Below are 12818 nucleotides of genomic sequence, written 5' to 3' on the forward strand. Positions count from 1 at the left end.
TGAGCATGGTTGTGCAATTGATGAGAACTTCTTTTGTAGCGGTGTGCGCTGCATGCCTGCTACTTATTGTGAGCACTCAGGCTCGCGCCAATGACTGGCAGACCCTTCATACCGAGCACTTCAGAGTACACTACACACCGACCCAGCAGGCCTGGGCGCGATCCGCAGCCGTCGAACTGGAGCTGGTCAGGGATCTGGTGTTACAGCAACAGGGTCGGGCCCTGGATAGTATTGCCGATGTGGTGGTGTTTGATCCCATCAATGGCGCAAATGGCTTTGCGTTACCCAGCACTGGCACCCCGCTGATGGCGCTGTTTACCACGCCGCCACAGTCAGACTCTGTGATTGCCAATAGCCCGGGCTGGCAGCAATTATTGATCCTGCATGAATACATTCATCTGGTCCATTTATCTCAACCCAGCCGCAGTGTGTGGCGTCAGCATCTGCGTGATTGGTTTGATATTTATGATCTTTCCAGTGCGGTATTACCCCGCTGGGTTGCAGAAGGATATGCCACTTTGCTGGAGTCTCGGCTGACGGGCCGTGGCCGCCTTTATGACAATTACAGCGAGGCCTTGTTGCGTGCGTTTGCCCGCCAGGGGGCTTTGTTGTCTTACGGGGCGCTGAGCAATGGCGATGGCAGTTACCGCTCCAGTGCGATGGCGTATTTGCTGGGGGTGAGGTTTTTGGCCTGGCTCGAGGACAAGCATGGTAAAGAGACGCTGGATGCTGTCTGGACGCGCGTTCATGGCGTACACAAACGCAGCTTTGCCAGCGCCTTTGAAGGGGCATTCGGACAAAGTGCGCCACAGCTGTATCGTCGCTTTATCGCGGAATACACCTACCTTGCTATGACTCAAGAGCGCGACCTGGATACGTTGAACAGCCCACTGTGGCAGGAGTTTGACTATGCGGCGAGCGATCCTGTGTTGTCCCCGGATGGCTCGCAAATTGCGCTGACTGAGCGCAGCCGAGATGGAGAACGCTGGCTCAGAGTGTATAAAACCGAAGACAATATTGAAGCCAAACAAGCCTTCGACAAAGCACAACAGGCCATTTTGGCTGCGGACCCCACAGACATTGCGGATAAGCCCCCGGCCGTATTTAAGCGTGAGCTGGTGGCTGAGCTGGCAGCGCGTGATTTTGCAGGCATACACTATCCGCAGTGGCTGGATCAGGAAACGCTGTATTTTGTTGCCCGCGCGCGCGTTGATGAGACGCGGGGCAACCGGGTCAACGATCTGTATCGCTGGCATATTCCCAGCGGTGAGGTGACGCGATTAACTCAGTCGCTGGGGATCCGCCGTTTTACCTTGCTGGACGCAGATACGCTGTTTGCTGAGCAGGTACGTAGCGGATTTTCAGAATTGGTGCGGGTCGAGATCAGCAGTAACACAGTCACACCGCTGTCGGCGCGCAACCTCGGCACGGTATACGATTACCCGCAGCTTGCCCCTGACAAACGTCAGCTGGCCTACCTGAAAACCGCGCTGAACGGCAACTGGCAATTGTATATACAAGATTTGCAATCCGGCACAGTGCGCGGTGTCCCCATGCCGCAGGGGTATCAGTACCTGACTGCACCCAGCTGGCAAGCTGACGGACAAGGACTGTACTTTATTGCGGGTCTGAACGGCCAGCTGGGTGTGTATCGTTACGATATCAAGCAAAACAGCCTGTATCTGATCACTGCCGGACAAGCGGTTTTTGAACAACTGGTGCCCCGGGCGGATCAGCCGCTGTTATATACTCAATCTACGCCGCAGGGCACGCGATTGCATGCGCTGGATAGCCAGATCACGGAACAGCCGGTCACTGCCCTCAGTGAGGATTTTGCTGTGCCGCTGGGTAAAACCGATGCCGTGGTACTGCCTGACGCACAGATTTATGACGCTGAGGAGCACGCTATTACCCACAGTGATTACCAGTGGCTGAAGCAAAATGCGTCCGTGGCATTATCAATGCAAGCCAGCACTGCTGCCAGTGAATTGCTGAGCGTGGGCGTCAAAGGCAGCGATTTGCTACAGCAATTATCTTGGCAACTGGGACTGACACAAAGCAGCGACAATGTACTGGATGGCAGTTTTGCCGCGCTGCGCTACCGCTGGGGAGATTGGCGGTTTGATGCCCACCTGAGCAACTACCGCTTAGACAGCCGTCACCAGCATGGTGAGGCACAGCCGGTCAGGTTGCATGGCACAGGACTGAGCACCAGTGTGAGTTATGAGTGGCGTTTTGATACCTTGTCTGTTGCGCCTTTTGCTGCGGTTACCCACTATGATGATGAAGGCGATGAGGCCAAGACCTCGCAGTGGACCGGGCTGGAGCATGGCTGGCAATACTACCAACAGGATTCTGCCCTGGGCTATCGTCTTAAAGCTGCCATCTTGAGTGGTGACAGCCAGGGACACGGTTATGACTGGCAAGGGTATGGCAAGGTGTGGGACTGGCCCTGGTTTGCGGGTGTGCAGTCTCAGTATCGCGACGCTCAATTGCTGCGTTTGGGCGGGTTTGATAACAATATCCTCAGTGGCCGCACCCGCAGCGATCTGGTGCTCAGCCCCGAGCTGCCTTTTCAGTTTGCTACCGGCCGGCATTATTACGGCTATGAACTGGCATCCAGCTGGTCACTGGGTCAGCCCAGACTCTTTATTAAACATCACCGCCTTGATGGCCAGCGGATCGCGAAAAGCTATGGGGTGAAGTGGCAAGTTGACCTGAGTCAGCAAGTGCTCGGATGGGCAAACTGGTTTGCGCCTGCCGGGATGACCGATATGCATTTTGATCTGGGGGTTGCCCGGGTGGAAAGCGATCTGGCGGAGGATTCACTGCGGGCCTGGCTGGGACTGTGGTATGCGCTGTGAGGGGCAGATAAATAAAAAGGCAGCGGATGCTGCCTTTTTAGGGAGAAAAGTTTAATTCAGTATTACTGGTAATCCGCAACCAGGCTCAGACCTGAGTATGCGTTGTAGGCACGAATACCGACCCAGTAACGACCTGCACCATCGTTGCGTGTACAGTTTTCGGTGTTACCCCAACGGTACGGACGACAATCATAAGTGCTGGTAGTGGGTTGTGCATCTTTACGTACGTACAAGTCAGCATCACCGCTACCACCTGAGATATCAAAGGTGATGTTGGTCGCGCCCGCTGGCACGTCGAAGTAGAAGTAAGTCATCTCGCCACGTGCAGCTGACAGGCCTGTTCTTGCCACGCCTTTTTGCAGCTGATCTTCACCACCCGGGCCATAAACAGGCACTTGCTTCGAAGTTGTCGCAGTTGCACCTGTGCTGTCTGTGACTGTCAGTGACACTGTGTAGTTACCGCCAGCGGCATAAGTGTGGCTTACAGATGCGCCAAAGCCTGTTGCGTTGTCACCATAGTTCCACTCGTACTGAGAGATAGCGCCATTCGGTGAGCTAGACGCGCTGCCGTCAAAGCTACATGCCAGTTCTGTACAGTTGGCAGTAAAGTCGGCTACTGGCACTGGATCGCTGTTGTTGTCGCCATCCGGAATACCATTGAAGTGGCTCGATACTTCAGGCCAGATCTTGCTGATTTTAACACCCTGGTTAGTACAGCCACCGAAGTGGTGCAGTGCAATAACCTTGTTGCTTGATGCAGCCAGAACCGGTGAGCCAGAAGAACCGCCAATGGTGTCACAGTAGTAGCCCATGTCTGTGCCCGTGCCGCGGCCATTGGCTGTTACGACGTCAGCTTCACAGTTGCCGCTGCTGTTCTGATCTGACTCAATGGCCAGCTCTTTCGGGTTACCTGAACCGTGCTGTGGAATATAGATGCGCTCGCCTTGTGTCGCATCGCGAACGTCCAGACCAAAGTAGCCAAATGGCGCCGCTTTGTTGAACTCGTTGATGGTGAACAGGGTGTAGTCCAGTGTGTAGTCTGAAGACAGGAAGTCTTTACCTGTGACTTTCACCACAGTTTCAAGGTTTGAGCCATTACAGCTGGTGTGCTGGTAGTTGAACCATACTTCCGTGTTGGCCAGCTCAGACGCAGAACCCACACAGTGCTCGTTGGTGAACATGCGGTTGTCCGGGCCAACACGCCAGCCAGTACACAGGCCGCTACCGTTCATCAGCAGGCGAGCAACCGGGCGTGAACGTTCAAATTCAGTGGGGTTTGAACCTGCCCAGCACTGTACGTCACGACGCTCATTAACACCACACGTTGACTCAATGCCCACGTCGGTTGATGCGTTCATGGCTTCCATCATCGGCGTGTTTTCTGTGCCGTGGTCGTAGAAATCAATCACGGCTGGGGTGATTGCCTGAGTTGAAATTTGGCCTGAGTCAGACGCGCTACCCGGTGTGTATTCAACGATTGCCGTTTCAGCAGAGATAGACATGGCAGAGAAGCTCGTTACGCCGTCGTCTCCCAGTTTGCTGTTAACCGTTGCTGCATGCATATTCGCTTCAGTGTACTCGTAGCGTTCGCTGCCATCTGCCGAGCGCACAACCAGCTTGCCGCCATTGGCCAGGTTCACATTTTTAAAGTGTAGTTTGATGTAGCTGGCATCAGGGTGGGTGATGGTGCGTGTGATCACTGTGTTGCCTGTGCTGCTGAGTGTCGCAAACTCCTGACCGAGCGAAATGTTGGCATCGGCACGGGCACCAATGATGGCTTTGCTGGCCTTACTGGTGTATTGCATCATTTGTGCTTCTGTCAGTGGCGCAGTGTTTTGAGCCAGTGCTGCGGTTGAGAGTAAGCCGAGCGCAGAGACAAGATAGGTTAGTTTCATTGCTGTTCCTTTTCACTTGTTGTTGAATGATTTTTTAGAATAAAAAGTTATTGAATAAATTTCGCACAGGTACAAAGGTAATCACAAAATCAGTTGTTGTAAAGAAAGTGATAACAAAAAATTAATAAAGTAAATCATCACTCCCCATTTAAGTCCTGTATTTATGCGTGTTTTGGGTAAAAAATTTTTATTTTTGCCGTTTACGCTCTGTATTTTATTCCTGTTTTGTGGACTAAAGGTGTGGTTTTCAGAGGAAATCAGCAAATATCCAGGATCTTCCTTTATTTTAGAAGCGATTACGTGTTACCAGCTTGGGTTTAGCATGCTTGGTATTTTTGTTAACGGGGACTTTACATGTTCATTGTTGCAGGGCCAAGCGGCTGTAATGACGGGGTAATAATTGAGCACGGGCAGAGCCATCCAGGGTAGGGCATAACGTGGCGTGCTGAGACGCTGAGTGGCTGCGTACGTAAGGGGGCAGCCAGTTCGCAGCTGTTGTTACTGCTCGGTGAGTGACTGCAACATGCTGTGTTTGGCGGTGAACACCCGGCTTTTTTCCGGATCGGAGGTTTTCTCAATTGCCAGCTCAAGCAGCTGACGGGCTGTATCATGGTCGCCCTGCAGGTAACTGATCTTGGCCAGCTCAAAATACGGCTCAGGCAGGTAAGGGGTTTCTTTTACCACGTTAACCAGCAGGCGGGAGGCTTTTTTCAGCTGGCCTTTGGCAATGGCACTGCGCGCATTCATCAGAAAGTCGAACGGGGTTTTGGCATCCTCTTCGAGCTGTTGCTCAAGGCGTGCAGCCAGCGCCGTTGCCTGCTGCTCTTTTGCTAAGACCAGGTAATTGGACAGCAGGTTGTGGCTGGTCAGACGATGCCGGTCGGCATACTGATAAATGGTTTCAGCGCCTTTCAGATCGCCGGCCCGACGGTGCAGTACGGCAGCGATATTGATCAGCTCCGGGTCGTCTGGGGCATAACTGCGGGCGCGCAGAATTCGGGCGGCACTGAGGTCAAACTCATCTGCCAGCATGGCTTTTACGGCCAGGTTAGCGTAAAACTTGGCGACCAGATCTTTGTACCGGGCTGACGCCACAAATATGGCATCCTGCGCCGGGAAGTAGTCGATGATGGTGCCCGGGCGGACCAGTGTGATCCAGTCTTCCTCTTCCTGCTCCTCAGGTGCCAGCAGCTTAGTTTTAAAGTGTGACGAGATCAGTATGGTATCGGCGACTTGCTGATAAACAGGGGCGGAGGCCATTTTGTGATAACGGGTGTCTATGCCTGCCACAAAGGCATAGGCCTGAGTCAGTACGGCGAGTGAAATACAGTTGCCACCACCGTATTGTAACGATTCTGTGGCGCTGTAGGTTTCGCCCCGATAGTGGAACTCGTCCAGCTGGTCATGCAGGTAATCATAAATGATCCGGTCGCCGCGCATGCCCGCTAAGATACGTTGCTGATAGTAGCTCAGAAAGGCTTGTTGCTCTTGTTCCGGCAGGGTAAAGATAGACTGCTCATCGAGTACTGCAACCGGGTTAAACAGGCCATGGTTAAATGGCATGTCCGGACGTGGTGGCGGTGTTGTCGGACGTTTTTGTGGGCTGGCACAGGCGCTCAGCAGCACAGTGAACAGGCTCACTAGCCAGAGGCGAGCAGGCATAGTCATACTCCTTAAGACACGTATTGTGCGTATCCGCTTGGTCGCGGTTTTTGTTATTATTGCGCTTTGACTCTACACCTATCCTAATGATCTGCCAACGGGTTTGTGGGTAGCAGATGTACTGTAGTTGGAATTGCTTATTGCAAGGAAATCTAAACAATGTTCTATAACACGTTTTCGACATGCAAGTAGCAGGCTGACCGCCAAGTCATTCTCTTTTTATCTATTGAAGTATGTAAGAAAGAGCACATGCCCAAAAAGCACGTACTCCTAAGCTTAGCTTTGCGTACTTTCAGAGAGCTTTGTTTTATCCATTGGTGCGCTTTTTGGCAGTGTTGGTAGTTTTGAATTTGCAGGTAAACCACCAAAAATATGCTCTAGATTGTCTCGATTGATTCTTTTCATATGAAGATATCCTTCTGTATTTACTTTTTTTGATCCTGACTAAATTAGCTTTTTATATGAATCGACTTTTTAAGTTTGACAGGTTTACGAGCCGCTGGGTTGCTTTTTCATAAAAAGAGTGGCTAACGGAGTGGATCCATCTGGATCTCCACTAATTCCACCATAATTTGGACCACAGAAACACGTTCAATGACATTCATCGTTTGCTTTCTTCTTTTTACCTTTGGCTAGCAAAGCCCTCGTTAGGTATGTGAATAAATTAATAAACCTGCTTAATCAACCTTCATCAGGTTTTTTGCTTTTTTCCCAAAATAGGGTCTGTAGGAGCGAATTGAGGTAGGACAGGGCGGTCTGGGTCACCTGTGCCGCCACCTGAAATCTTGTTTAACAAGCTAGAGCTAATAGTTTTCATGTTAACTTCTCCTTTGGAGCTCCTACCATCAAATATTAACGTAATGAGAGTCAGAAGCCACACTGTATTATAAAGAGTTTTATCTTTGTTTCTTTTAAAACTTAACAACGATTAAATTCATAAATCAGGCTGATTATGAATTTTAAGTACTCTTGTCTTTCTCACTACGGGGAGTTATCTGGACGCGCCTAGGTAGGATTGCTCTATCGGGATCTCCACTAATTCCTCCACCTACAATTTTAGTAAGTAAATCTTCTTCAATAATCTTCATTGCTAGATTCCTTATCTGATATTTCTAAGTACTATGAATATATTAATAAGTCTAACTGAAAGATAAGCTATGACTTTTTTTGCTTTTTATCGAGTATGGGGTCCATGGGTGCAGATCGCGGCAACTCTGGTAGCTTTGGATTTCCAGCTGTGCTGCCGCCTAAGATCTTGCCTAACAACCTATATTTAATTGTTCTCATAAATTAATTCTCCTTTGGAGCGCCTAACATGCACTATAAATGTTATGAGTGTAAGAGACTCCAGAATGTGAAGGGTATACTGAGTCGGTGACCATATATGGTGATAAATAAAGGGGTAACTTAGAATGTCATAAAAATAAAGTTGGATCTCAACCCAGGCTGCGAAACATAGTAGCGCCGAAATAAATAGCAATAAGCAAATACAGCATTCAGGGATTGTGAGTGCGTAATCTTCTCTGGCTTTTTTGAAAAATTTTATCTTAGTGAGCCTATATGCTGCTTCTGCTTGAACACCTCTGGTGAGAAATAGTACTAGAAAACAAATATTTAATATTAAACACCATAGGTAATAGTGTCTGGTCCAAGTTATTGCGATTGGGTTAGCTACTGTGTCGACCAGTTGTAAGGTAATCATTAAAGAAAACAACCACCTAGCGTTATGGTCTTTCCAAGTGAGGATGAGGCCGATAAAAACCACAGAAGATAGCATCATTTCAATAAAATGCATCAGTCTTCTCCCTTGTCATCTGCTTTTGGTTCCATAGGTGGTTCTTTCTGTTGGGGCTTTTTAATTGTTCTTTTTTCTGCGTTATCGGCCAAAAAGCCAAAAAAGCTTTTCCAGTCTTTACCGAAGATCATCAGGATATCAAGCAATTGCTCCAGATCCATAATGGTCTTACCACTTTCCCAATTGGAGATGGTGGACTGATCAACCGGGACGGACATTTTCTTGGCCAGCTCGGCTTGCGACATTTTTTGTTGTATTCGCAAACTGCGCAGTGACGCCTGAATGTCCCTTCGGGCGCTGTTTAGCCAGTTCAATCTTTGACGTGAATTCATTGTACATCCGTATATGAATATTAAAACAGTGAAGTTACATTTTGTTTCTTATTATTATACGGGGTAATTTAACAGCTGTTTAAAAAATGTAAAGTATCAATCTGTTATTTTGTACCCGAATACTGATTAGGTTGCGCTCTAAAAGTTTGTTTTAGTTACATTGATTTAGGTAAAAATCATGAGTTATAAGGGGTTTCTAATTGAGGTTGGCGTGTTGTTTGTCTGATGCACTTTATGAATGGATTCATGGCCAGTAACCGTGAATATGTAAACAAGTGTTACCCAAGACGCTATGATTTATTTTATGACGTTTTTTCAACAGCGTATTTTGCGGATAAAATGGGTAGTAAATGACGCATTTTTTTCAGGCTGGCCAGCGCTATATTCACCCCGGAGAAGAGCAGTACAGCCTTGTTGAGATAAAAAAGTCAGCTGTTTCAGTGCTCTGACCAGTTCTACGGTTCGAGAAACTCATCCTTTTTACCCAGTCTGAGTCCATAGTGATTGCACAATTGTGGCTTATAAATTCCATGATCAAGATTTCTTTGCGCAAATCTTTACTTAACTCATGGAGACTAACATGGTGGTTTATCAAAAGGCACTCCTGGCAGCGGCACTTTCGCTGACTTTGTTGCCCAACAATGCTCAGGCGTTGCGGCTGGCTGCGCCAGGCACTTACTGTAACGGCCTGGATCGAACTCAGATAGACATCGGTGAGCATGTTGAAAATCAATATATGATTTATCTGGCATTGAGCCCCAAACTGGCTGACACCGCGCTGACCGTATCGGGAAGTCAGAATTCTATTGTGGTCTCGTACGGTGGCCGCTGTGAGGTGCTTAACGGCAGTAGCTATAACGGGCTGCACGTGAACTTGCCGGACAGTGGTGAATACTACAATGGTACGAACCTGGACTTCCATCAGCAGGTATTTGGTGGCGAAGGGAATGATGTGATCCGTACCGGTAATAAAGTGGACTATATTTACGGCAATGGCGGCAATGACCAAATTTTCTCGTTTGATGACTATGAGCGCGTGGATGGTGGTGCCGGTGCGGACTGTGTTGAAGAAGGGGATGAAGGCACGATCCAGAGCCGATTCGAAAACGTGGAATCAACCAGTTGTGCTAACTATGCACCGGCCAGTTGTGAAGGCCTGGACCGTACAAAGATTGCCGTTGCCGATGATAACTCTTTAAATCCGTACATGAATTACCTGTCGGTGTCACCGAGTGTAAGTGGTGAGAAGCTGACCGCCGAAGGCGATGATGCCCTGGTCACTGTGTACTACGCTGGCAGCTGTGAAACCTTTGATGTGGGCAACCACAACGGCTTCCAGGTAAACCTGGCCGATAGCGGTGAAGAATATGACGGTACGGCGCTGAACTGGCACCAGCTGGTGTATGGCGGTGATGGTAATGACACCATCCTAACCGGTAATAAAGTGGATTACGTGTATGCCGGTAAAGGCGATGATACCATTTACACTTATGGCGATTATGAAAAAGTAGATGGTGGCACGGGCATGGACTGTCTGACCGAAGGGTCAAGCGGCAGTATCCAGAGCAATATCAGCGGTATTGAGCAATACTCCTGTACGCCAGCGGGGAATGTACCGGCCAGCCTGACGACCGCATACGAGCGTTGTCATATTCAGACTGGTAGCTTTGACAGTGAGCTGAATAATGGGGTGTGGAAACTGCGTGCACTCGACAACAATCTGACCTTGTTCGTTGAAGAGCACGATGAGTATGTGTTTGCTTACTCAGCGGGCTATCAGCACTGTGCCTTCAGCAACGCTGTAGAAGAAGTTGAGGTGCAGCTATCAAATGGTAACGATGTCCTGGCGGCAACCGGTGTGGGTCGTGATATGACAGTGTATGGCCTCAATGGTAATGACACTATCCAGACGGGTCGGGGTAATGACCTGATCTTTGGCGGTGACGGTAAAGACAAGATCCGCGCAGGCGATGGTAACGACTGGGTCGCCGGTGGCTCTGAGATAGAGACTGATCACGATGGTGTGGTACATCGCGTGCGCATCAGTGGCTATAACAATGACGGCGCAGACGATATTAAAGGTGAAAAAGGCAACGATGTGCTGTTTGGCAACCGGGATGGCGATAACATCTCTGGCGGTGACGGGGAAGATATCATCTTTGGTAATGACGGGAATAAAGACCGTTTGTCCGGAAACTCAGGTGCCGACATCATTGTTGATTCCGGTGGTGGTTCATGGGGCAACCGTGCCAAATCCTGGGGTGGCAGTGGTCAGGACATTCTGGTCTGTGAGCGAGGCAATTGTGAGCTGAGCGGTGGTGGTAGTAAGGACTTTCTGGCAGCCATTTCTACGTTCTCTAACATTGGTCTGTATGGCGGCGGCGGCGGTGATATTCTGTTCGTGCGCGGCGATGAGATCCCACTGGGTACCGGTGGTAGTGGTAAAGACTTTGTCTACAACGAGTGGAATGACAGTGATATCAGTGGCTATCTAAGCAGTGTGAAGCATAAATCTGGCTACTTTGACCGCGCAGTCCGTAAAGCGGGCAGTGGTATGTCATCACGTCACGAAGAAGTCCTGAGACTGAAGCAATTCTACAATGAGAAAGGCTACAGTGAGTTTAAAGGTCGTATTGCTGATCTGGTTGACGAAGACACTTTTGAAGCCTGGCTGAACAACCGCAGTAAGAGCGTGTACGACTTGCAATAACACTGACCGTGCTTTTACAAAGCACATTCTAATTACTTGAGATCCGTAACAGGATCCGTCCCGAGCAAGGGGGAAGTCTGTGACTTCCCCCTTTTTCTTGCCCGACCGTGGCTGCGAAAATAAACAACCGTTTTTGCTGACTGTCATGGTCTTCTTTACCCCGTTCCAATTCCGGACAAGGCGTCCGCTTTCGCCGAAATTAGAGATGTAAATTATTTAACGCTATGATTTTAATGCTATAAAAATTTGGCACGAAACTGGCTCCAGAGGGGGAGTGACAATCTTTACGGAGCTTAAAATGGATGTAATTAAACCGCCTGAGCCCACCAGGCGCTGGCGTCGCTGGATGTGGGGAGTGGTCGCTTGTGTTTTTGGGATGAGTGTCTGGCTGATAGGTCCGAGCGATCAGGTCACCCGGCTGGGGCGGCATGAAGTACTCATTGCAACCGTGGAATATGGACCACTGGCGATTGGTGTGGACAGTTTTGGCGTGCTGCGCAGTGCGGAGCAACATTTAATCACTGCTGACAGTGATGCGGTAGTGAAACAGATCCACCTCAAAGCGGGTGCACCCGTTGCAGTGGGGGAGGTGATTGCGACGCTCGATAATCCGGATCTGTCACTGGCGGTTGCGCAGGCACAACAGGCTTTGCAGAGCAGTGATATGGCATTGCAACAGCTGACACTCAATCAACAGCGAGAGTTTCTCAGTGAGCAAACGGCACTGGATAAATTAACCGGCGATCTGGCAACTGCCCGGTTACGGCAGCAGGCCGAGCAGGGGCTTGCTGAGAAAGGCATCATTTCGCATCTGGCATTTGCCCAGACTCAGTCCCGTGTTGCCAATCTGGCCCGTCAAATGCAGAGCGCACAACAGCGTCTGGAACAGCTAAAAAAGCTTCATGCCAGTGCGCAGCAGCTGGCATCACAGCGGATTGTTATCCGGCGCCAGGAGCTGGCGCGCAGCCGTGCTAGGTTAGCTGCATTGACTATCACGGCACCCGTTGCGGGTATTTTGGAGCGCATGCCACTGGCGGTGGGTCAGCGCCTGACAGTGGGCGATGAAACCGCATTGATCGGCAGTCAGACACAGCTTCTGGCTGAGCTGCGCGTGCCACAGTCGCAGGTGCAAAAAGTGCTGCCGGGGCAGGCGGTAACCGTGCGGATCCGTGATCAGCAGGTCACAGGCATCGTGGGACGGATTGATCCTGTGGTGGCAGACAACAGTGTAAAAGTGGAAGTCGCCCTCCCTCAGACGCTCCCTAAAGCGGCCCGACCTATGCTCAGTATTGATGCCAGCATCACTGTGGCTGAGCTGGATCAGGCTTTATATATTCGTCGTCCGGCCAATGTGCGTGAGCAACAGACCGCGCAGTTATATCGTGTGCGTGAAGACGGCGCTACTGAGCTGAAAACGGTGCAATTTGGTGCGCTGGCGGGTCGTTATGTGGTGATAGAGCAGGGTGCCGAACAAAACCAGCGCTGGATTATTTCTGATTTGAGTAATCTGGCACAACAGGGTGTGCAGGTTGCACTGAATTAAAGGTTTAAAGGACAACT

The 12818-nt window shown here is 49.9% G+C and carries 7 protein-coding genes; 3 read left to right on the plus strand and 4 right to left on the minus strand.

The genetic code is table 11. The features are described 5' to 3' along the window. The first annotated feature begins 11 nt into the window (after positions 1-11). Positions 12-2864 (plus strand): TolB family protein, encoded by a 2853-nt coding sequence (locus PRUB_RS17710; protein ID WP_155946236.1) that lies wholly within the window; start codon positions 12-14, stop codon positions 2862-2864. Between the two features lie 62 nt (positions 2865-2926). On the opposite strand, the gene PRUB_RS17715 is transcribed toward PRUB_RS17710, so the two are convergent. The 4 genes from PRUB_RS17715 to PRUB_RS17725 all read right to left on the minus strand — a co-directional run bounded on the left by PRUB_RS17715 (position 2927) and on the right by PRUB_RS17725 (position 8548). Next, positions 2927-4759, minus strand: a complete 1833-nt coding sequence (locus PRUB_RS17715; protein WP_010384976.1) for a PKD domain-containing protein — start codon at positions 4757-4759, stop codon at positions 2927-2929. A gap of 498 nt (positions 4760-5257) precedes the next feature. Next, a complete protein-coding gene (locus tag PRUB_RS17720; protein WP_010384978.1) occupies positions 5258-6421 on the minus strand; it encodes a tetratricopeptide repeat protein in 1164 nt (387 codons plus the stop codon). Between the two features lie 276 nt (positions 6422-6697). Continuing rightward, on the minus strand, positions 6698-6826 hold the full coding sequence (locus PRUB_RS26620) for a hypothetical protein (protein WP_277925535.1): 129 nt from the start codon (positions 6824-6826) through the stop codon (positions 6698-6700). Positions 6827-8215: 1389 nt separating this feature from the next. Beyond that, positions 8216-8548, minus strand: a complete 333-nt coding sequence (locus PRUB_RS17725) for a helix-turn-helix transcriptional regulator (RefSeq protein WP_010384980.1) — start codon at positions 8546-8548, stop codon at positions 8216-8218. Positions 8549-9128: 580 nt separating this feature from the next. On the opposite strand from PRUB_RS17725, the gene PRUB_RS17730 reads away from it, so the two are divergent. Then, positions 9129-11258: a calcium-binding protein gene (locus PRUB_RS17730; RefSeq protein WP_010384982.1), complete on the plus strand. Its 2130-nt coding sequence runs from the start codon at positions 9129-9131 to the stop codon at positions 11256-11258. A gap of 298 nt (positions 11259-11556) precedes the next feature. Next, positions 11557-12801: an efflux RND transporter periplasmic adaptor subunit gene (locus tag PRUB_RS17735; RefSeq protein ID WP_010384983.1), complete on the plus strand. Its 1245-nt coding sequence runs from the start codon at positions 11557-11559 to the stop codon at positions 12799-12801. The last annotated feature ends 17 nt before the right edge of the window (positions 12802-12818 follow it).

The sequence above is a fragment of the Pseudoalteromonas rubra genome (genome assembly GCF_000238295.3).
Classification (GTDB): Bacteria; Pseudomonadota; Gammaproteobacteria; order Enterobacterales; family Alteromonadaceae; genus Pseudoalteromonas; species Pseudoalteromonas rubra.

Excerpts from the sequence above, each read along its gene's own strand:
- PRUB_RS17715 (WP_010384976.1), bottom strand. The coding sequence starts at position 4,759 with ATGAAACTAACCTATCTTGTCTCTGCGCTCGGCTTACTCTCAACCGCA.
- PRUB_RS17720 (WP_010384978.1), bottom strand. The coding sequence starts at position 6,421 with ATGCCTGCTCGCCTCTGGCTAGTGAGCCTGTTCACTGTGCTGCTGAGC.
- PRUB_RS26620 (WP_277925535.1), bottom strand. The coding sequence starts at position 6,826 with ATGAAAAGAATCAATCGAGACAATCTAGAGCATATTTTTGGTGGTTTA.
- PRUB_RS17725 (WP_010384980.1), bottom strand. The coding sequence starts at position 8,548 with ATGAATTCACGTCAAAGATTGAACTGGCTAAACAGCGCCCGAAGGGAC.
- PRUB_RS17730 (WP_010384982.1), top strand. The coding sequence starts at position 9,129 with ATGGTGGTTTATCAAAAGGCACTCCTGGCAGCGGCACTTTCGCTGACT.
- PRUB_RS17735 (WP_010384983.1), top strand. The coding sequence starts at position 11,557 with ATGGATGTAATTAAACCGCCTGAGCCCACCAGGCGCTGGCGTCGCTGG.